Annotated in this window: 18 protein-coding genes; 8 read left to right on the forward strand and 10 right to left on the reverse strand. The window is 70.2% G+C overall.

What is annotated here, in order from left to right; genetic code table 11:
• The first annotated feature begins 157 nt into the window (after window positions 1–157).
• A complete protein-coding gene (locus IE278_RS23585) occupies window positions 158–403 on the forward strand; it encodes a hypothetical protein (RefSeq protein ID WP_189775244.1) in 246 nt (81 codons plus the stop codon).
• A gap of 153 nt (window positions 404–556) precedes the next feature.
• Entirely contained in the window at window positions 557–1,723 is a 1,167-nt protein-coding gene (locus IE278_RS23590) for a glycerate kinase (protein ID WP_189775245.1), read from the forward strand.
• 190 nt (window positions 1,724–1,913) lie between these two features.
• On the opposite strand, the gene IE278_RS23595 is transcribed toward IE278_RS23590, so the two are convergent.
• Window positions 1,914–3,116 (reverse strand): PucR family transcriptional regulator, encoded by a 1,203-nt coding sequence (locus IE278_RS23595; RefSeq protein WP_189775246.1) that lies wholly within the window; start codon window positions 3,114–3,116, stop codon window positions 1,914–1,916.
• Window positions 3,117–3,330: 214 nt separating this feature from the next.
• Between IE278_RS23595 and IE278_RS23600 the strand changes: the two genes are divergently transcribed.
• Genes IE278_RS23600 through IE278_RS23620 form a run of 5 tightly spaced genes read left to right on the forward strand, consistent with a single transcriptional unit; the run spans window position 3,331 to window position 8,301 of the window.
• On the forward strand, window positions 3,331–4,137 hold the full coding sequence (locus IE278_RS23600; protein ID WP_189775247.1) for an ABC transporter ATP-binding protein: 807 nt from the start codon (window positions 3,331–3,333) through the stop codon (window positions 4,135–4,137).
• 10 nt (window positions 4,138–4,147) lie between these two features.
• Entirely contained in the window at window positions 4,148–5,017 is an 870-nt protein-coding gene (locus tag IE278_RS23605; protein WP_246570550.1) for an ABC transporter ATP-binding protein, read from the forward strand.
• On the forward strand, window positions 5,014–5,904 hold the full coding sequence (locus IE278_RS23610) for a branched-chain amino acid ABC transporter permease (RefSeq protein ID WP_189775248.1): 891 nt from the start codon (window positions 5,014–5,016) through the stop codon (window positions 5,902–5,904). Before IE278_RS23605 ends, IE278_RS23610 begins: the two co-directional genes overlap by 4 nt.
• Complete coding sequence (locus tag IE278_RS23615; protein ID WP_189775249.1) at window positions 5,897–7,030, forward strand: branched-chain amino acid ABC transporter permease; 1,134 nt, start codon at window positions 5,897–5,899, stop codon at window positions 7,028–7,030. The genes IE278_RS23610 and IE278_RS23615 overlap by 8 nt, the downstream gene beginning before the upstream one ends.
• Window positions 7,027–8,301, forward strand: a complete 1,275-nt coding sequence (locus tag IE278_RS23620) for an ABC transporter substrate-binding protein (RefSeq protein WP_246570551.1) — start codon at window positions 7,027–7,029, stop codon at window positions 8,299–8,301. The genes IE278_RS23615 and IE278_RS23620 overlap by 4 nt, the downstream gene beginning before the upstream one ends.
• Window positions 8,302–8,445: 144 nt before the next feature.
• Here the strand turns inward: IE278_RS23620 and pssA are convergent, their stop codons facing one another.
• The 9 genes from pssA to IE278_RS23665 all read right to left on the reverse strand — a co-directional run bounded on the left by pssA (window position 8,446) and on the right by IE278_RS23665 (window position 19,625).
• Window positions 8,446–9,264 carry a CDP-diacylglycerol--serine O-phosphatidyltransferase gene (gene pssA, locus IE278_RS23625; RefSeq protein ID WP_189775345.1) on the reverse strand — a complete coding sequence of 273 codons (819 nt, stop codon included), beginning with the start codon at window positions 9,262–9,264 and terminating at the stop codon, window positions 8,446–8,448.
• Window positions 9,265–9,286: 22 nt separating this feature from the next.
• A complete protein-coding gene (locus IE278_RS23630; protein ID WP_189775250.1) occupies window positions 9,287–9,943 on the reverse strand; it encodes a phosphatidylserine decarboxylase in 657 nt (218 codons plus the stop codon).
• A 170-nt stretch (window positions 9,944–10,113) separates the two neighbouring features.
• Entirely contained in the window at window positions 10,114–11,319 is a 1,206-nt protein-coding gene (locus IE278_RS23635; RefSeq protein ID WP_189775251.1) for an acyl-CoA dehydrogenase family protein, read from the reverse strand.
• 2 nt (window positions 11,320–11,321) lie between these two features.
• Window positions 11,322–11,864: a MaoC family dehydratase gene (locus IE278_RS23640; RefSeq protein ID WP_189775252.1), complete on the reverse strand. Its 543-nt coding sequence runs from the start codon at window positions 11,862–11,864 to the stop codon at window positions 11,322–11,324.
• Between the two features lie 91 nt (window positions 11,865–11,955).
• Window positions 11,956–12,930, reverse strand: coding sequence for an HpcH/HpaI aldolase/citrate lyase family protein (locus tag IE278_RS23645; protein ID WP_189775253.1), 975 nt, complete (start codon window positions 12,928–12,930; stop codon window positions 11,956–11,958).
• Window positions 12,927–14,975 (reverse strand): ethylmalonyl-CoA mutase, encoded by a 2,049-nt coding sequence (locus IE278_RS23650; RefSeq protein ID WP_189775254.1) that lies wholly within the window; start codon window positions 14,973–14,975, stop codon window positions 12,927–12,929. Before IE278_RS23650 ends, IE278_RS23645 begins: the two co-directional genes overlap by 4 nt.
• Window positions 14,976–14,984: 9 nt before the next feature.
• On the reverse strand, window positions 14,985–16,322 hold the full coding sequence (ccrA, locus tag IE278_RS23655) for a crotonyl-CoA carboxylase/reductase (protein ID WP_189775255.1): 1,338 nt from the start codon (window positions 16,320–16,322) through the stop codon (window positions 14,985–14,987).
• Between the two features lie 383 nt (window positions 16,323–16,705).
• Window positions 16,706–17,521 carry a TetR family transcriptional regulator gene (locus IE278_RS23660; RefSeq protein ID WP_189775256.1) on the reverse strand — a complete coding sequence of 272 codons (816 nt, stop codon included), beginning with the start codon at window positions 17,519–17,521 and terminating at the stop codon, window positions 16,706–16,708.
• A gap of 289 nt (window positions 17,522–17,810) precedes the next feature.
• Entirely contained in the window at window positions 17,811–19,625 is a 1,815-nt protein-coding gene (locus IE278_RS23665; protein ID WP_189775257.1) for a 3-hydroxyacyl-CoA dehydrogenase family protein, read from the reverse strand.
• 431 nt (window positions 19,626–20,056) lie between these two features.
• Between IE278_RS23665 and IE278_RS23670 the strand changes: the two genes are divergently transcribed.
• A complete protein-coding gene (locus IE278_RS23670; protein WP_189775258.1) occupies window positions 20,057–20,674 on the forward strand; it encodes an adenylosuccinate lyase in 618 nt (205 codons plus the stop codon).
• The last annotated feature ends 290 nt before the right edge of the window (window positions 20,675–20,964 follow it).

Genomic DNA, 20,964 nt, shown 5'->3' on the forward strand with positions numbered 1-20,964 from the left:
CCACGAGGCCCGCTGGATCGTCAACGCGCGGGGGGACTTACACCCGGTCTGTCGAATTCCTCTCGTTCTCAGCTGTTCTGCATGCGTACGGCACCGCACCACATGAGAAGGTCGTCAGGTTTTATTCGTATTGCGCCTTGGGAGTCCGATGAATGCGTTGAGTCGTACGAGGGTCCTCGCGGCGGGTGCCGTCGCGGTCGCCGCCGTCCTGTCCGGTACCTGCGCCGCGACCGCACAGGCGGCCGCCCCCGCGGACCCTCTGGTCAAGACCGGGGACGTCGGGGTGCGGACCGGGGACGTCGACGCGCTGGAGGATGTGCTGGAGCACATCAGCATCCCGTTCGGGCACGAGGGAACGCTGACGCACCAGCTGTACGACTCGCGCGGCACCGACGCAGGCTGACCCGCCGCAGCCCTGCCCCGCCCCCTGAAGCCTGATCCGCCGCTGTCCGGGTCCTGAGAACCGCCCTGGGCAGCGGCCCCCTCCTGCGGTTAGGGTCGCAGCGGCGCGACTGCCTTGACATGCGCAAGGCCTGAAGAGCAAGGGGAACACAAGGTGGCGGACGCTGCAGTGAACCGGACCGGTAGCCAGATCCAGCGCGTACTCATCGCCGCGGACAAGTTCAAGGGCTCGCTCACGGCCGTGCAGGTGGCCGAGCGGGTCACGGCGGGACTGCACCGGATCGCGCCCCAGGTCGAGATCGAGTCGCTCCCGGTGGCCGACGGCGGCGACGGCACCGTCGCCGCGGCGGTCGCCGCGGGGTTCGAACGGCACGAGGTACGGGTCGCGGGGCCGCTCGGTGACGAGGTCATCGCCGCGTTCGCGCTGCGCGACGGAACCGCGGTCGTGGAGATGGCCGAGGCCAGCGGGCTGCAGCGGCTGCCCGCCGGGACCTTCGCGCCGCTCACGTCGTCCACGTACGGGTCCGGGGAACTGCTGCGGGCCGCGCTCGACGCCGGGGCGCGGACGATCGTCTTCGGCGTCGGCGGCAGCGCGACCACCGACGGCGGGGCCGGGATGCTGGCCGCGCTCGGAGCCCGGTTCCTCGACGAGGACGGCGAGCCGGTGCCGCCCGGCGGCGGCTCCCTCGGGCAGCTGGCCACGGCGGACCTGACCGGCCTCGACCCGCGCCTCGCCACCGTCGACGTGGTCCTCGCCAGCGACGTGGACAATCCGCTGACCGGGCCGAAGGGCGCACCGGCGGTGTACGGGCCGCAGAAGGGCGCCTCCCCGGACGATGTCGCGGTGCTCGACGCGGGGCTCGCCCACTTCGCCGCGATCCTGGAGAAGTCGATCGGGGGACGGGCCGCGGAGTACGCCGTCGCGCCGGGGGCGGGGGCCGCCGGTGGCATCGGGTACGGGGCCCTCGTGGGGCTGGGGGCGAGCTTCCGGCCCGGTATCGAGGTCATGCTCGACGTGCTCGGGTTCGGGCCCGCGCTGGAGCGGGCGACGCTCGTGATCACCGGGGAGGGGTCGCTGGACGAGCAGACCCTCCACGGGAAGGCTCCCGCCGGGGTCGCGGCGGCTGCGCGGGCCGCGGGCAAGGAGGTCATCGCCGTGTGTGGGCGGTTGGCGCTCGCTCCTGAGGCGCTGGGGCGGGCGGGGATCCGGCGGGTGTATCCGCTCACGGATGTCGAGCCCGATGTGGGCCGGTGCATCGCGGAAGCGGGCCCCATCCTGGAGGAACTCGCGGAACGCATAGCCCACGACTTCCTGACCTGACAGCTCTTCTCGCCCCCGCCGCCCCTACCCGTCCCGTCCCGCATGAGGGCTGCCCCCTCGCCCCCGTTGTCCTCAAACGCCGGACGGGCTGGTAGTTAGCCCCTCCGGCGTTTGAGGAGCGGGGGTTCGGGGGCGGAGCCCCCGAGTACGTGACGGGAAGGGTAGGGGCGGCGGGGGCGAGGAAACGTCCCTACCCCACCCCCGTGGCCCCCGCCAACCGATACGCGTCGAGTGCCAGCGTCATCTCGATCAGGTCCCGCGGCCGCGCCAACGACCGCGACGTCAGCTGCTCCAACCGCCGCAGACGGTTGAACACAGTGTTCCGATGGCAGTACAGCCGCCCGGCCGCCCGCCCCGCGGACCCCTCACAACTCAGCCACGCGTCAAGCGTCTCCAACAGCACGGCCCGATCAGGCGGTTCGAGTTCCAGCAGGGAACCGAAGACGTCCGACACCAGCCGCGACGCCAACTCCGGCTGGCTGACGACGAGCGCGGTCGGCATCCGCTGATCGAGCCGCACGACGGCACTCGCGTCCGGCGGACACGTACGCAGCGCCAGCTCGGCGAGCCGCCGCGCCCGCCCCAGCTCGGCGAGCCCGGCGACCACGGGACTGATCCCGCCGGGACCTGAGCAGCGCCCGTCGAGTGCCCGGGCGACCCCGTCGAGGCCCTGCCCGGCCCCGAGGGCGACCACCCCGACCTCGCAGTCCGCCCGCATCCGCCAGACGAACCGCAGCCCCGCCCCCTCCACGGGCCGCCGCAACGGCTCCCGCCGCTCCGAGCGCAGCACGACCACGGCGTACGGACCCCGTTCGGGCAGGTCCAGGCCGGCGGCGGCCCGCGCGGCCAGCCCGGGCGCCTCCTGGCCCTCCAGGAGCGCGTCGAGCAGCGCCTGGAGCCGTTCGTCGGTACGCCGCCGAAGCTCCATCTCGGTCGCCAGATACGCCTCGGTCGCCGCCGCGGCCTGCGCGTCCACGGCGGACCACACCATGGTCGCCGACCGCATCAGCACGGTGAGACGCTCCGGCTCCTTGCCCGTCGCCGCCTCCAGCAGCGCGTCCCAGACCAGATAGCCGGCGGAACGGTAGGCGTGGACCAGCAGCTCCAGCGGCAGGCCCTGCTGGGCCCGGCGCCGGCCCGCGTCCTCCGCGTACCGCAGATCGCGGCGGGGCGAGTCCCGGGGCGCGGAGATCGTCTCGATCCCGATCCGCATCGCCTCCTCGGCCTCCCGCCACTGCTGGTCGTACGGCAGGAACTCCCCGTAGACGGGGGAGTGTTCGGCCAGTTGCCGCATGTGCTCGTCGACCAACTCCGGCAGCCGCTCCAGCAGTGCCGTGCACGATGCGGCGAGCAGCTTCCAGTCATGACCGGTACGCCTTCTGCGGGCTCCCATGGCCGGAGGATGCCACCTGTGGGCCACCCCGCACAGGCCCCTGACACGCGGTGTTGTGCGCGCGCACAACGCCTGACCGCACCCGCTGGTCACCCGCAGCGATTCGCCCGCGCCCCGTGGACGCACGCCCCGGCCGGTGCTGTGGTGAGCGCCACACCGGCTGTGAACACACCGGGTGCACGACGAGCGAGAGCGCGATGACAGGGGGAATGCCATGGGTGGTTCGGGGCTGGCCGTACGGGACCTGTCGGTCGGATACGGTCCGGTACGAGCACTGCGTCAGGTGTCCCTCGAAGTGCCGGAGGGAGCCGTGGTCACGGTCCTCGGCGGCAACGGCGCGGGCAAGACGACCCTGCTGCGGGCCATCTGCCGGACCCTGTCCTTCCACGGCGGCGCGGTCACCGGCGGAACGGCCGAGTTCGACGGCCGCCCGCTCGACGGACTTCCACCGGACCGGGTGGTGGCCGCCGGGATCTCCCAGATCCCGGAAGGGCGCCGGGTGTTCGCCCGGATGACCGTCGCCGACAACCTGCGCGCCGGGGCGCTCGGCGCCACCGGCGGCCGCGCGGAGCGGGCCGCCGCCCTGCGCCGCGTCCACGAACTGTTCCCCGTCCTCGCCGACCGCGCCCAGCAGCACGCCGGTCTGCTGTCCGGCGGGGAACAGCAGATGCTCGCGGTCGGCCGCGCCCTGATGGCCGCCCCGCGGATGCTGCTCCTGGACGAACCGTCCCTGGGACTCGCCCCGTTGATGGCGGCACGGATCGCCGAGACGATCCGGGAGATCAACACCCAGGGCACCTCGATCCTGCTCGTCGAACAGAACGCCGCCCTGGCCCTGCGCCTCGCCACCCGCGCGTACGTCCTGGAGGTCGGCGAGGTCACCCTGTCGGGGCCCGCGGACGAACTGGCGGCCTCCGACGAGGTGCGCCGCCGCTACCTGGGCGTGGTCGACGAGGACGCGGCGGCCGACGCCGAGCGGGCCCGCGCCTCGCACCCGGCGCTGACCCGATGGAAGGGGTGAGCACCTCACCATGACGAACGACGCGCCACCACAGCCCACCGCACCCGGCCCCGGGGCCGACACGGACGTACCACCGCTGGAGGTCCGGGACCTGACCGTGCGCTTCGCCGGTCTGACCGCCCTGGACGCCGTGAACTTCACCGTGCGCCCCGGCACCGTCCACGCCCTCATCGGCCCCAACGGAGCCGGCAAGTCCACCTGCTTCAACGTGCTGTCCGGCGTCTACCGCGCCACCTCGGGCAGTGTCCGCTTCGGCGAGCACGAACTGACCGGTCTGCCGCCGCACCGCATCGCCGATCTGGGCGTCGCCCGGATCTTCCAGAACCTCGCCCTGCCGCCGCTCGCCACGGTCGAGGACAGCCTCCTGCTGGGCCGCCACCGGCTGACCCGCACCGGCTTCCTCGCCGCGGGACTGAAGCTGCCCGCAGCGGCCCGTGAGGAGCGCCGTCACCGTGAACGCGTCCGGGAGATCGCCGAGTTCGTCGGCATCTCGTCCTGTCTGGGCCGACCGGCGGGCTCCCTGCCGTACGGCCAGCAGAAGCTCGCCGAACTCGCCCGCGCCCTGTGCATGGAGCCCCGGCTGCTGCTCCTGGACGAGCCGGTCGCGGGCATGACCGCGGACGAGCGGATCCGCACCTCCGCCGTGATCGCGGGCGTCCGCGACAGCCTCGGCATCTCGATCGTCCTGGTCGAACACGACATGGGGGTGGTGATGCGGCTCGCCGACGCGGTGACCGTACTCGACTTCGGGCGCCGCATCGCGGACGGCGCCCCCGCCGACGTACAGAACGATCCGGCGGTCGTACGCGCCTATCTGGGGGAGCGCTCCGAGGAACCCGAAGGGGCCGGGCGCTCCGGGAAAGAGGAGACCACGTCGTGAGCACCTTCGCCGAACTCCTCCTCAACGGGCTCTCGATGGGGTCGGTCTACGCCCTCATCGCCCTCGGCTTCGTGGTCATCTTCCGGGCCACCGAGGTCGTCAACTTCGCCCACGCGTCCCTGCTGCTGGCCGGCGGGTACATCACCGCGGTCCTCCACGACGACATCGGCTTCTGGCCCGCGCTGCTGGCCGGGATCGCCGGGGCCGCGCTGGTCGGGGCGGCCGTCGAGTTCCTCGTGATGCGCCGCTACCGGGGCTCCGACCACAGCGTCCTCGCCATCGTCACCATCGGTGTGGACATCCTGCTCACCACGGAACTCACCCGCCGGATCGGCACCGACGTGCTGCCGCTCGGCGACCCGTGGGGCGACGACGTGCTCACCATCGGCTCCATCTCGCTGGCCCACACGCGCATCGCGGCCTTCGTCACGGCGGGCCTGCTCATCACGGCCTTCCTGCTCACCTTCCGGTACACCTCCTGGGGGGTGGCGATGCGGGCCGCCGCCGAGAGCACGGAGACGGCCGCGCTGATGGGCGTACGCCTCGGCAGGGTGTCGCTCGGGGCCTGGGCGGTCGCGGGAGGGCTCGCCGCCGTGGCCGCCCTGTTCCTGACCGTCTTCCCCACCCCGGGCCTGGAGCGGGCCACCTCGCTCGCCGCACTCAAGGCCTTCCCCGCCGCGATCCTCGGCGGCCTCGACTCCACCACCGGAGCACTCGTCGGCGGTCTGATCGTCGGCGTCACGGAATCCCTCGCGACCGGCTACCAGAGCGAACTGTCGTTCCTGGGGCGAGGACTGGGCGATGTCGCCCCCTACCTCGTGATGACCGTGATCCTGCTCATCCGGCCCGCCGGGCTGTTCGGCACGAAGGAGCTGGCCCGTGTCTGAGACACCCGTCTCCGAAGTACCGGTTTCCGAAGCGCCCGCCTCCGGGACCCCCGCCCGCCGGCCCCTGCGGCTCACCACCCGCAAGCGCCCGTACGTGTGGGCCGCCGGCGCCCTCCTGCTGCTCGTCCTGCCCTTGTACCTGGACCGGTTCTGGCTCCAGGCCGGCCTGTTCGCGATGGCCGCGGCGATCGGCGCGATCGGGCTCAACCTGCTCACCGGCTCCACCGGCCAGCTCTCCATGGGCCACGCCTTCTTCCTCGCGGTCGGCGCGTACGGCTACTGCGTGTTCGCCGCGGACGGCGGCGACGGGCTGACCGGCCTCGGCCTGCCGACCTGGCTCGCGGCCGTCCTCGCCGTCCTGGTCGCGGGCCTGGCAGGCGGCCTCTTCAGCCCCATCGCGGGCCGCCTGCGGGGCGCCTACCTGGGTATCGCCACGCTCGCGCTGATCTTCATCGGCCAGCACGTGCTGTTCAACGCCAAGGACCTCACCGGCGGCTTCAACGGCCGTGACGTACCGCCCCTGAGCCTGTTCGGGCTGACCTTCGACGACAGTGAGCTCCTGGTCGCCAACGTCCCGTTCGGCTCCGCGGAGAAGCTCTGGTACGTGGCACTCGTCCTGCTCCTCGGCGGCGCGCTCTTCGCCCGCGGGGTGCTGCGCGGGCGCCCCGGACGCGCCATGAACGCGATCCGCGACCACCGCATCGCGGCCGGTGTCATGGGCGTCCCCGTGGCCCGCTACCGGGCCGCCGTCTTCGTCCTGTCCTCGATGTACGCGGGCCTCGCGGGCGTGCTGCTCGCCCTGGTCTTCCAGCGGACGGTGCCGGACTACTTCGGCATCACGCTGTCGCTCGAATACCTCGCCATGATCGTCATCGGCGGGCTCGGCTCGGTCTCGGGGGCGGTGATCGGCGCGGTGTTCGTCTCCGTGCTGCCACAGCTGCTGACCCGCTACAGCGATGCGCTGCCCCTGGTCTCCGCCCCCGGTACGGGCGGGATCGCACCGGGGGAGGCATCCCGGTACCTCTACGGCGCCGCCATTGTCGTGGTGGTGCTCTTCCTTCCCGGCGGCCTGGTCAGGGTGGCCGCCGGACGACGCTTCAAGACCGATCCAGGGGAGGAACGATGAGCACGATGAACACGACCCGCACGACCAGGGTGGCCGCCGGGGCGGTCGCGGCGCTGCTGCTGCTGTCCGGCTGCAGCTCCAAGGCCAAGGACGACGACAACAAGAGCGACACCGCCGCGGGAGAGGTGAAGACCGACAAGGGCATCTCCGGCAAGACCATCGCGCTGGGCGCCCTCACCGACATGACGGGGGTCTACGCGACCCTCGGCAAGAGCGTCACCCAGGCCCAGCAGCTCTATGTGAAGCAGCTGAACGCCGACGGGGGCGTATGCGGCTACAAGGTCGAGCTGACCGTCCGCGACCACGGCTACGACCCGCAGAAGGCCGTCTCCACGTACACGGAGCTGGCGCCCAAGGTGCTCGGCTTCGCCCAGTTCATCGGCTCGCCGTTCGTCGCCGCCGTCGAGCAGCGCATCGACGGCCAGGACAAGGCCCTCGTCCTGCCGCAGGCCTGGTCGTCCGCGCTGCTCGGCAGCCCCTACATCCGGGTCATCGGGTCCACGTACGACATCGAGACGATCAACGCCGTCGACTTCCTGATGAAGGAGAAGGGCCTCAAGAAGGGCGACAAGCTCGGGCACGTCTACTTCGAGGGCGACTACGGCGAGAGCGCGCTGGCCGGCTCCAAGCACATCGCGAAGGAGGCCGGACTGACCGTCGTCGAGCAGAAGATCAAGCCGACCGACAACGACATGACCGCGCAGGTCGCCGCCCTCAAGAAGGCCGGTGTCAAGGCCGTCGTGCTCAGCGCGGGCCCCCGCCAGGCGGCCTCCCTGGTCGGTGTCGCCGCGGCCGGCGGCTTCGACGTCCCGATCATCGGCAACAACTCGGCCTTCGCCCCGCAGCTCCTGGCCACCCAGGCGGGTCCGGCCCTGGAGAAGAACTACTGGGTGGCCTCGCCCTCGCTCCCGATCGGCGCGGACACCCCGGGCGCCAAGAAGCTGGTCGCCGACTACAAGAAGGCGTACCCGAAGGACTCCCTGGACAACGGTGTGGTGGCCGGCTGGACGGCCGCCTCGGCGTTCGGCGAGGCCCTCAAGAAGGCCTGCGAGTCCAAGGACCTGACCAGGGAGGGCGTGGACAAGGCCCTGCTGACCCTCAACGCCCTGGACACGGGCTTCGGCACCCCGCAGGACTTCACCGACCCCAAGGCGTCCTCCTCCAAGGAGAGCGTCATCCTGCAGCCCGACAAGTCGGTCACAGGAGGCATGAAGGTGGTCCAGGACCCCGCGGCCTCCACGGTGGCGGAGGCATACACACCGACCGCCTGACAGCCCCCTGACGGGGCCCCTCGGGGCCCGTCAGGGGCGCGGGGATGCGGGGCCAACCCCCACGCACCCGCACGGTGAGACGTACGAGAGAGGGCCCCGAACCACATACGGTTCGGGGCCCTCTCTCATGCACACAAGGTGGGACTAGGGCAGCTGAGCCGCCCGGGCCTCCCGCCGGTTACCCCGGAAGTTGTTCACCCGCCGAGCCGTGGCGAAGAGGGGAATGACCGCCCCCATCACCAGCTGCAGCGCACACCCGGTCTGGAGCAGCAACTGCCCACCGGGCGCGTCGAACGCCCACGCGGCGAGCAGCGCCATGCTGAGCACGATCCAGGAGAGCATCGCCCCCGCGAGGCGCCCCCGCGGCTTCGGGTACTCGACCCGGCTCACCATCAGCCACGCCGTACCGATGATCGCCATGAGCGTGGCGACGAACGGCAGCTCGAGGAGCACGATCGAGACGACTGTCAGCGCACCGAACGGCGACGGCATGCCCTGGAAGGTGCCGTCCTTCACGGTGACGCACGAGAATCTCGCCAGCCGCAGCACGACCGCCAGCAGGACCACGATCCCGCCCACCGCCGCCACCCGCTGGTGCGCGTCGTCGGCGACCATGCCGTAGACGAGCACGAAGTACGCGGGCGCCAGACCGAAGCTGATCAGGTCCGAGAGGTTGTCCAGCTCCGCGCCCATCGGGGACGAGCGCAGCTTGCGGGCGACCAGACCGTCGAACAGGTCGAAGACCGCCGCGCACAGCATCAGGATCACGGCCGTGGCGGCACTGTGCCGCGCCATGCCGGTCTCCTGGCTGCCCGTGAGGTGCGGGATCAGGATCCCGGTGGTGGTGAAGTACACCGCCATGAAGCCGCACGTCGCGTTACCGAGCGTGAGCGTGTCCGCTATTGAGAGGCGGAGAGAGAGGGGCATCTCCTCCTCGTCGTCCAGCTCGTCGGCCTCCGGCACCCAGCCGGTCTGCGTCTCGGGATCAATCACGGTCAATGCGAGTCACCCCCGCCACGGTCTTCTGACCGACCTCCACGTCGACCTCCACGCCCTCGGGGAGGTAGATGTCGACGCGTGAGCCGAAGCGGATCAGCCCGATCCGCTCGCCCTGCTCGACCTTCGTGCCCTGCGGCAGGTACGGCACGATGCGCCGCGCGACCGCACCGGCGATCTGGATCATCTCGATGTCGCCGAGCTCGGTGTCGAAGTGCCAGACAACGCGCTCGTTGTTCTCGCTCTCCTTGTTGAACGCCGGAACGAAACCACCGGGGATGTGCTCGACCGAGGTGACGGTGCCGGCGAGAGGCGCGCGGTTGACATGGACGTTCAGCGGGCTCATGAAGATCGCGACGCGGGTGCGCCCGTCCTTCCACGGCATGATGCTCTGCACCACACCGTCGGCGGGCGAGATGACCCGGCCCTGGGTGATCTCGCGCTCGGGGTCGCGGAAGAACCACAGCATGCCCGCCGCGAGAGCGGTGGCGGGTACGGCCACGGCCTTGGCGGCGCCGGACTTGCGCGCGCGTACCAGGCTGAGGGCTGCGGTGGCGACGGTCGGGAGGAGCCACGGCGATGCTCCGCGCGCAAGACGTACGCCGGCCAGGCTGTCGCGTGGTGCAGAGGTTTGGCTGTGGGGCATGGATGACCTTCGTAGCGGATGATGCCGCGCTGTGACTGGGGACGGCGGCTTTCCCGGGATCGTACCGGTCGCGGGCCACAACTGGGTAAGCCAGGAAGCCGAGTCGGTGTCCGAAGAGGGCTGACGGGGTGTGATCTTCTTCTCGATGAAAACACCCCGAATCGGTATATCTAACCCTGGAGTCGATACTCTTCGAGCAGCCTGCGTCCGATGATCATTTTCTGGATCTCGGCGGTACCTTCGCCGATGAGCAGCATCGGGGCCTCGCGGTAGAGGCGCTCGATCTCGTACTCCTTTGAGAAGCCGTAGCCGCCGTGGATCCGGAAGGCATCTTCCACGACCTCCTTGCAGTACTCGGAGGCGAGGTACTTCGCCATCCCTGCTTCGAGGTCGTTTCGCTCCCCGGAGTCCTTTTTGCGCGCCGCATTGACCATCATCGCATGGGCGGCCTCGACCTTGGTAGCCATCTCGGCCAGTTTGAACTGGATCGCCTGATGCTGAGCGATCTGCTTGCCGAAGGTGTGGCGCTGCTGGGCGTAGGAAACGCCCAGCTCAAACGCACGCTGAGCGACACCGCAACCACGTGCGGCCACATTGACACGGCCCACTTCGACGCCGTCCATCATCTGATAAAAACCTCGGCCGGTGGTGCCGCCGAGCACGCGATTGGCCGGAATGCGCAGGCCATCCATGATCAGCTCAGTGGTGTCGACCCCCTTGTAGCCCATCTTGTCGATCTTCCCGGGGATGGTCAGGCCGGGGCGGACCTCACCGAAACCGGGCTCCTTCTCCACGAGGAAGGTCGTCATCGACTTGTGGGGCGCGGTCCCCTCGGGGTGGCCTTCGTCACTCTTCACGAGAACGGCCACGAGAGTCGACGTACCGCCGTTCGTGAGCCACATCTTCTGCCCGTTCAGGACATACTCGTCGCCGTCCTTAACAGCCTTCGAAGTGATGGCCGACACGTCGGAGCCGAGCGCCGGCTCGGACATGGAGAACGCGCCGCGCACCTCGCCCGCCGCCATGCGCGGCAGGAAGTACTCCTTCTGCTCCTGCGTGCCGTGCTGCTTGAGCATGTAGGCCACGATGAAGTGGGTGTTGATGATGCCGGACACCGACATCCAGCCGCGCGCGATCTCCTCCACGCACAGCGCGTAGGTGAGGAGCGACTCACCGAGACCCCCGTACTCCTCGGGGATCATCAGGCCGAAGAGGCCCAACTCCTTGAGCCCGTCGACGATCGCCTGCGGGTACTCGTCGCGGTGCTCCAGCTCGGTCGCGACCGGGATGATCTCCTTGTCGACGAAGTCCCGTACGGTCGACAGGATCTCCCGCTGGATGTCGGTCAGACCGGCGGTCTGGGCGAGTCGCGCCATGGCTACTTCTCCGTCTTCTTGTCGGCGGGAGCCTTCTCCGCGGGAGTCTTCAGCTCCGGGCGGCCGGGCTGTTCGCCGCCGCGCTCCTTGATGTACGTCTCGGTGGGGACCATCACCTTGCGGCGGAACACGCAGACCAGCGTGCCGTCCTGCTTGTAGCCCCTGGTCTCGACGTACACGATCCCGCGGTCGTTCTTGGACCGGGAGGGCGTCTTGTCGAGGACCGTGGTCTCGCCGTAGATCGTGTCGCCGTGGAAGGTCGGCGCGACGTGCTTCAGCGACTCGACCTCCAGGTTGGCGATCGCCTTGCCCGACACGTCGGGGACGGACATGCCGAGCAGCAGGGAGTAGATGTAGTTCCCCACCACGACGTTCTTCTTGAAGTCCGTCGTGTTCTCGGCGTAGTTGGCGTCCATGTGGAGCGGGTGGTGGTTCATCGTGAGCAGACAGAAGAGGTGGTCGTCGTACTCGGTGACGGTCTTCCCGGGCCAGTGCTTGTACACGTCGCCGACGGTGAACTCTTCGTAGGTACGGCCGAACTGCATGGTCTCGCCCTCCGGGCTGGTATGCCCCCAGGCCCCTGCGGGGCCCGGGGATGAGGGTTTTCTCAGTGTGTTCCGAACTGCCTGGCCCGGGTCAGGCGGAGGGCGCTTCGAACTTGGACGTGCGCTGCAGACCCGCGGCCCGGCCCTTGCCGGAGATGACCAGGGCCATCTTGCGGCTGGCCTCGTCGATCATCTCGTCGCCGATCATCGCGGAGCCCTTCTTGCCGCCCGCCTCGGACGTGTAGTAGTCATACGCGTCCAGGATCAGCTCGGCGTGGTCGAAATCTTCCTGGGACGGCGAGAAGATCTCGTTCGACGCCTCGACCTGGCCCGGGTGCAGCACCCACTTGCCGTCGAAGCCGAGGGCCGCGGCGCGTCGGGCGACCTCGCGGTAGCCGTCCACGTTGCGGATCTGCAGGTAGGGGCCGTCGATCGCCTGGAGGTTGTTGGCGCGGGCCGCCATCAGGATCTTCATCAGGATGTAGTGGTAGGCGTCCGCCGGGTAGCCGGGCGGCTGCTCGCCCACGACCAGCGACTTCATGTTGATCGACGCCATGAAGTCGGCCGGGCCGAAGATGATCGTCTCGACGCGCTGGGAGGCCGTCGCGATCTCGTTGACGTTGTTCAGACCCTTGGCGTTCTCGATCTGCGCCTCGATGCCGATCTTGCCGACCTCGAAGCCCATGGTCTTCTCGATCTGCGTCAGCAGCAGGTCGAGCGCGACCACCTGCTGGGCGTCCTGGACCTTCGGCAGCATGATGCAGTCGAGGTTGGGCCCCGCGCCCTCGACGACCGTCACGACATCGCGGTACGTCCACTCGGTCGTCCAGTCGTTCACGCGCACGACCCGCGTCTTGCCCGTCCAGTCGCCCTCGTTGAGGAACTTGACGATGGTGTGCCGCGCCTCCGGCTTGGCGAGCGGCGCGCAGGCGTCCTCCAGGTCGAGGAAGACCTGGTCGGCGGGCAGGCCCTGCGCCTTCTCCAGGAAGCGGGGGTTCGAGCCGGGCACGGCCAGGCAGGAGCGCCGCGGGCGCAAACGGTTGACCTGGGGAACAGGGCTGGTCATGCGGGGACCTCCAGAGGGTCGAGCTTGTTCGCTTTCCGGATCTCGTCGACGATACGGCCGATGATTCCCGTGATGTCGAAGTCCTTCGGGGTGAAGACCGCGGCCACTCCCGCGGCCCTCAGCACCTCGGCGTCGGCGTTCGGGATGATCCCGCCGGCGATCACCGGGATGTCGGCGGCGCCCGCCTCGCGCAGCCGTTCCAGCACGTCGGGCACCAGCTGGGCGTGCGAGCCCGACAGGATGGACAGGCCCACCCCGTGGACGTCCTCGGCGACGGCCGCCGCCACGATCTCCTCGGGGGTCAGCCGGATGCCCTGGTAGACCACCTCGAAGCCGGCGTCACGGGCCCGTACGGCGATCTGCTCGGCGCCGTTCGAGTGCCCGTCCAGGCCCGGCTTGCCCACCAGGAAGCGGAGCTTGCCGACGCCCAGGTCCCGCGCGGTCAGCTCCACCTTGCGGCGGACCACCGCCATCGCGGTGCCCTCCTCGGCGGTCACCGCGACGGGCGCGGACGACACGCCGGTGGGGGCGCGGAACTCACCGAACACCTCGCGCAGGGCACCGGCCCACTCGCCGGTCGTGACCCCGGCGCGGGCGCACTCAAGGGTGGCCTCCATGAGGTTGCCGGTGCCCTTCGCGGCCTCCTTCAGCCGGTCCAGCGCCTTGCACGGGCGCGGGTGGTTGAAGGGGGGCTGGTAGCGGGTGTCCCGCCAGTCCTGGAGGGCGGCACTCACCCGGGCCTCGACCGCCGGGTCGACCGTCATGATCGCGGCGTCCAGGTCGGCCGTGAGCGGGTTCGGCTCGGTGCCCTCGAAGATGTTGACGCCGACGATCTTCTCGTCGCCGGACTCGATACGGGCCCGGCGCTGTGCGTGCGACGCCACGAGCTGCGACTTCAGATAGCCCGACTCGACGGCGGCCATCGCGCCGCCCATCTCCTCGATCCGGTCGATCTCGGCGAACGAGTCCTCGACCAGCTGGGCGACCTTCGCCTCCACGACGTGCGAGCCCTCGAAGATGTCCGCGTACTCCAGCAGGTCGCTCTCGTAGGCGAGCACCTGCTGCATGCGCAGCGACCACTGCTGGTCCCAGGGGCGGGGGAGCCCCAACGCCTCGTTCCAGGCCGGGAGTTGCACGGCACGCGCGCGTGCGTCCTTCGAGAGGGTCACGGCCAGCATCTCCAGCACGATCCGCTGGATGTTGTTCTCCGGCTGGGCCTCGGTCAGGCCGAGGGAGTTGACCTGGACCCCGTACCGGAAGCGGCGGTGCTTGGGGTTCTCGATGCCGTACCGCTCGCGCGTGATCCTGTCCCAGATACGGCCGAACGCCCGCATCTTGCACATCTCCTCGACGAAGCGGACGCCTGCGTTCACGAAGAAGGAGATACGCGCGACCACATCACCCTTCTGGTCCTCGCGGATCTGCCCGGACGCGAACACCGCGTCCAGCACGGCGATCGCGGTGGACATCGCGTACGCGATCTCCTGGACCGGCGTGGCTCCCGCCTCCTGCAAGTGGTAACTGCAGATGTTGATCGGGTTCCACTTGGGGATGTTGTTGACCGTGTAGCAGATCATGTCCGTCGTCAGACGGAGGGAGGGCACCGGCGGGAACACATGCGTGCCCCGCGACAGGTACTCCTTCACGATGTCGTTCTGGGTCGTCCCCTGGAGCTTGGTGATGTCGGCGCCCTGCTCCTCGGCGACGACCTGGTAGAGCGCCAGCAGCCACATGGCGGTGGCGTTGATGGTCATCGAGGTGTTCATCTGCTCCAGGGGGATGTCCTGGAACAGCCGGCGCATGTCACCGAGGTGCGACACCGGCACGCCGACCCGGCCGACCTCGCCGCGGGCGAGGATGTGGTCGGGGTCGTACCCGGTCTGGGTCGGCAGGTCGAACGCGACCGACAGACCCGTCTGCCCCTTGGCGAGGTTGCGCCGGTACAGCTCGTTGGACGCCTCCGCGGTGGAGTGACCGGCGTAGGTCCGCATGAGCCACGGCCGGTCCTTCTCGGGTCGCTCCTGCGGCGTCTGGCGCTCTGTCATCTTCGGACCTCAGATGTTCCGGAAGCGGTTGATGGCGTCGACGTGCTGGGCGCGCTTGTCCTCGTCGCGCACACCGAGGCCCTCGGTGGGCGCCAGCGCCAGGACTCCGACCTTGCCCTGGTGGAGGTTGCGGTGCACGTCGTACGCGGCCTGCCCGGTCTCCTCCAGCGAGTACACCTTGGACAGCGTCGGGTGGATCTTGCCCTTCGCGATGAGCCGGTTGGCCTCCCAGGCCTCGCGGTAGTTGGCGAAGTGCGAGCCGATGATCCGCTTCAGGGACATCCACAGGTAGCGGTTGTCGTACTCGTGGTTGTAGCCCGAGGTGGACGCGCAGGTGACGATCGTGCCGCCCTTGCGGGTGACGTACACGGAGGCGCCGAAGGTCTCGCGGCCCGGGTGCTCGAAGACGATGTCCACGTCCTCGCCGCCGGTCAGCTCGCGGATGCGCTTGCCGAAGCGCTTCCACTCCTTCGGGTCCTGGTTGTGGTCGTCCTTCCAGAACTTGTAGTCCTCGGCGTTGCGGTCGATGATCGCCTCGGCGCCCATCGCCCGGCAGATGTCCGCCTTCTGCGCGCTGCTCACCACGCAGATGGGGTTGGCGCCGCCGGCCAGCGCGAACTGGGTGGCGTACGAGCCGAGGCCGCCGCTCGCGCCCCAGATGAGGACGTTGTCGCCCTGCTTCATGCCGGCGCCGTTGCGGGAGACCAGCTGCCGGTACGCGGTGGAGTTGACCAGCCCGGGTGCGGCGGCCTCCTCCCACGACAGGTGGTCGGGCTTGGGCATCAGCTGGTTGGACTTCACGAGCGCGATCTCGGCGAGGCCGCCGAAGTTGGTCTCGAAGCCCCAGATGCGCTGCTCGGGGTCGAGCATGGTGTCGTTGTGCCCGTCGCTGGACTCCAGCTCGACGGACAGGCAGTGCGCGACGACCTCGTCACCGGGGTGCCAGGCGTTCACGCCCGGGCCGGTACGCAGCACGACGCCCGCGAGGTCCGAACCGATGATGTGGTACGGCAGGTCGTGGCGCTTGGTCAGCTCGCTGAGCCTGCCGTAGCGCTCCAGGAAGCTGAAGGTGGACACCGGCTCGAAGATCGAGGTCCACACGGAGTTGTAGTTGACCGAGGAGGCCATCACGGCCACCAGGGCCTCGCCGGGGCCCAGCTCCGGCACCGGCACGTCGTCCAGGTGGATCGACTTGCGCGGGTCCTTGTCGCGGGTGGTGAGCCCGGCGAACATCTCTGTCTCGTCCTTGTGCACGGTGATCGCGCGGTAGGACTCGGGGAGCGGTAGCGCGGCGAAGTCGGCGGACGTGGCGGTCTGCGACTGGATCGCGTCCAGGATTTCCTTCACGGTGTTGCCTCCGGCGATGAGCGTCCGAGAGCGTCCGAGGGAGAACGCTGAGGGGTACGTCGGGGTGGGTAGCTGCTGGTGAGACGTGCCGTCGGTTCGGCGGAGGGTGGTGCTCGGCAGCGCTTTGTGGCGCGGAAGGTTGCCTGTGACGCAGGCGCCCGGGCTCGCAAACCATGGCTTGCGGGGACAGCCGGCGTACGAAGGATCTCTGCACGCCGGCCGCCCGGACAACTTCAACGTATGACACTGCGTGTCATCTAGCAAGGCACCGAGTGCCAACAATTTCTCTCACTTGTCATCTGCCGGTAACAGATGAGCGATGATCGATCAGAAAAGGGCGCCCCCTCCTGGAAGGGGGCGCCCTTTTCCTGGATCCGCGGTCTCTACGACCGCTCTTTGAGAGCCTGCTCGATGGTCCGCATCACCTGGTGCAGGGGCGCGTCGACGCGGGCGACGGTCACCAGCACCTCGCCCTCCACCGACGCGGTGGACGCGGGCGCCTGGTGCGAGGCGGTGTCCCGCCCGGCGCCTATCCCCGTGCCGAAGGTCTTCCTGACGATCGAGAAGGCGTGGTCCAGCTGGGCCTCGACATCGCCCTGGGCGCCCGCCCGCAGCCATCTGCGCAGCACGTGGTTGTGCGCGGTGACCACGGCCGACGCGGCGACCTCCGCGAGCAGCGGGTCGTCGTTGGCGTCGTCGTCGTGGGCGTGCTCGTCGAAGTGCCCGAGCAGATAGCGGGTGAACAGCCGCTCGTACCGGGCCACGGACGCGATCTCCGCCTCCCGCAGGGTCGGCACCTCGCGTGTGAGCTTGTAGCGCGAGACCGAGATCTCCGGGCGGGCCGCGTACATCTGCATGACTTCCTTGATCCCGCGGCACACCGTGTCCAGCGGATGCTCGTGCGCCGGAGCGGCGTTGAGCACCGCCTCGGCGCGGATCAGGGTGTCGTCGTGGTCCGGGAAGATCGCCTCTTCCTTGGACCGGAAGTGCCGGAAGAAGGTGCGCCGGGCCACCCCGGCCGCGGCCGCGATCTCGTCGACCGTCGTCGCCTCGTACCCCTTCGTCGCGAAGAGCTCCATCGCGGCGGCCGCCAGCTCTCGGCGCATCTTGAGCCGCTGCGCCGCGGCGCGACCGCCCGCGGCGCTCTCCGGCGCGTCGGTCGTGGCTGGTGTACGGGAGGACTTGGCGGGCTGGGACATGCCCCGAACGTACTGCATGTACATACCGGAGCGCTCCCGACCGGGTCTTTCTCCACCCGGGGCCGGCACCGGGGCGGCTCCGGCGACGCCCTCCAGTAGCCCGCCCCATCCGTCCCGCTCCCCGGGCCACCCACGCCCCGGGCCCCCGGCCCCGGCTGCCGCCGGGCCGGGGCCGGGTGTCGTTCCAGGAGGGGGTTCGAGGTCGGGGACGGGCCCGCCTCCGGGCCGGTCCCCGGGTCCGGAGGCGGGCACGCCGGGCCTGTCCCCGGGCCCGTCGTCGCGCGGCGGCTCAGCGCCGCGCATATTCGCGGAAGCCGCGGCCCGTCTTGCGGCCGAGGCAGCCCGCGGCCACCAGGTGCTCCAGGAGCGGCGCCGGGGCCAGCCCCGGGTCGCGGAACTCGCGGTGCAGCACCTTCTCGATGGCCAGCGAGACATCCAGACCGACCACGTCGAGGAGCTCGAACGGGCCCATCGGGTAGCCCCCGCCGAGCTTCATCGCGGCGTCGATGTCGTCGAGCGTCGCGTAGTGCTCCTGAACCATCTTGATCGCGTTGTTCAGGTAGGGGAAAAGGAGCGCGTTGACGATGAAGCCCGCCCGGTCGCCGCAGTCCACCGGGTGCTTGCGGACCTTCGCGCACAGCTCGCGGACCGTGGCGTGCACGTCGTCCGCCGTCAGGACCGTCCGCACGACCTCGACCAGCTTCATCGCGGGCGCGGGGTTGAAGAAGTGCATGCCGATCACGTCCTGCGGCCGCGAGGTGGCCCGGGCACAGGCGACGACCGGCAGCGAGGAGGTCGTCGTGGCCAGGATCGCGCCCGGCTTGCAGACCTTGTCGAACACCGCGAAGAGCTGCTGCTTGATCTCCAGGTCCTCGGCGACGGCCTCCAGCGCCAGGTCGACGTCGGCGAAGGCCTCGTACGAGCCTGCCGGGGTGATGCGTGCCAGGGTCGCGGCGGCGGCGTCGGCCGTCATGCGCCCCTTGTCGACGGAGCGCGAGAGCGACTTGCCGATACGGGCCTTCGCGGTCTCGGCCTTCTCCTCGGTGCGGGCGGCGAGGACGACGTCGTACCCGGCCTTCGCGAAGACCTCGGCGATACCGGACGCCATCGTCCCGGATCCGGCGACGCCCACCGAGCGGACGGTCCGCCCGGCGACCCCGGACCCCGCCTCGGACGGAGTCAGCGCGTCCGGGACGACGGTCGCGCTGCCCGGGGCGTCGTACGTGTAGAAGCCGCGCCCCGACTTGCGGCCGGTCAGACCCGCCTGGCTGAGCTGCTTGAGGATCGGCGCCGGCGCGTGCAGCCGGTCGTGCGACTCCGCGTACATGGCCTCCAGGACCGTACGCGCGGTGTCCACGCCGATCAGGTCGAGCAGGGCGAGCGGGCCCATCGGCAGGCCGCAGCCCAGCCGCATCGCGGCGTCGATGTCCTCGCGGCTGGCGTACTTGGCCTCGTACATCGCGGCGGCCTGGTTGAGGTAGCCGAAGAGCAGGCCGTCGGCGACGAAACCGGGGCGGTCGCCGACCGCGACGGGCTCCTTGCCGAGTTCGAGGGCGAGGTCGGTGACGGCGGCGACGGCGCCCGGCGCGGTCAGCACGGACGAGACGACCTCGACGAGCTTCATCGCGGGCGCCGGGTTGAAGAAGTGCAGGCCCAGGACCCGTTCGGGGTGCGCCGAGTCGGCGGCCAGCCGCGTGACGGACAGGGCGTTCGTGCCGGTCGCCAGGATCGTCCCCGGACGCACGACACCGTCCAGCTCCCGGAAGATCTGGTGCTTGATCTCGTACGACTCCGGGGCCACCTCGATCACCAGGTCGGCGTCGGCCGCGGCCCGCAGATCGGTGAAGGTACGGAAGCGGGCGAGGGTGTCGTCGCGTTCCTGCTCGGTGATGCGCCCGCGCCGCACGGCACGGGCGGTCGAGGACTCCAGCGCGCCGACGGCCTGCGCGGCGGCGGCCTCGCTGATGTCGATGCCGACGACCTCGCGGCCGGCCCGGGCGAGGATCTCGGCGATACCGGTGCCCATCGTGCCGAGGCCGACGACGGCGACGGTCCTGAAAGGTGACACGGAGGACAACGAGGGGTCGGACAGGGGAGTGGCCATCGCGGGACTCCAGGAATGAGTGACGACTGAGGGACGCACGCGGATACGCCGACGGGCGCACGGAGTGCGGAGGGTGCGCGTGATGTCTGCGCGTCATGCCTGCGGGTGATGCCGGGCTGCCAAGCGCACACGCCCGGTACCGGTCGCGGGTGGGGTGCACGAACCCGCGAAACGGTGAGGAGAACCGACAGGCCCTGTCCCGGAGCCGTGCCGTCATGTCGAACTGAGGTACCTGAAGTACCGAACCGACCAGCTCCCTCGCGACCACGGGGGTTCGAGGGTGTTCCCGCGGCGGCTGCGTCACCAGGCCACCACGGGCAGATCCACGAGTGGGTAACTCGCTCGATTGAGCTTAACCGGTGGGTAACGAGCGCGCCAGCCCGCATTCCTGACCGGTCCATGTGACCTATGTCGCCGATAGTCTCTGCATCATGGACGAAGAGTTGCGATCGCTCACCCAGCGCTTACGGCAGGAGGCGGGCACGATGGCGTCCATCACGTACGAACGACTGGCCGCGACCGGTGATCTCGACGAGCTGGCCGCCGTACTCATCGCTCCCGAACAGCCGCTCTGGGCGCGGGAACTGGCCGCCTTCCGGCTCGGGGTCGCCGGGGACCGGCGGGCCTTCGAGGCGCTCGTCCTGCTGCTCAACCACCGGGATCCGCAGCGGTGCGCGTCCGCGGCCTATGCCATGGCGCGGCTGGGTGATCCGCGTACCGCCCGGGCGGCGGCGGCGCTCGCCACCAACGAGCTGCGGGTGGCCTACGCCCTGCATCCGGTGCGGCTGCTGGTCGAGTTGAGGGCGCCCGAGTCCGTGCCCGCGCTGATCACCACGCTGGCCCGTCGGTTCCGGCCGCACGATCCGTACCGGCGGGTCGCGCTCGCGTGTGTGGAGGGGCTGGGGGTGCTGGGGGACGAGCGGGCCCGGCCGGTGCTGAACGAGGCGCTGGTTCATCCTGAGTTGGCCGGGGCGGCGGCCGATGCTTTGCGGCGGCTGCCGGCTCAGCGGGTTCCGCGGGTTCCGCGGGTCCCGCCGGGGCGGAGTTGAGGGCCTTGTGTGTGAGGGGGGTAGGGATGTGCGGGCCGGCTGGGGTTGAGCGCGCGGTTCCCCGCGCCCCTTTGAGGTGCGGCCGGTCGGAGTGGGCCGCGCAGTTCCCCGCGCCCCTGGCGGGGTGTGGGTGGGGGTGAGTGTGTGGTTCGCTGCGTCCCTGATGGGGCGGTGGGGGCGAGGGCGGGTGTGCGTCTGTGGGGGCGGTTGGGGTGGGCCGCGCGGTTCCTCGCGCCCCTTGGGGCGGGGTGGGGCGCCGGGGGTTCGCCCGGCGGGAGACGGGCGGCCGG

The sequence above is a fragment of the Streptomyces tauricus genome, from assembly GCF_014650955.1.
GTDB classification, from domain to species: Bacteria; Actinomycetota; Actinomycetes; order Streptomycetales; family Streptomycetaceae; genus Streptomyces; species Streptomyces tauricus.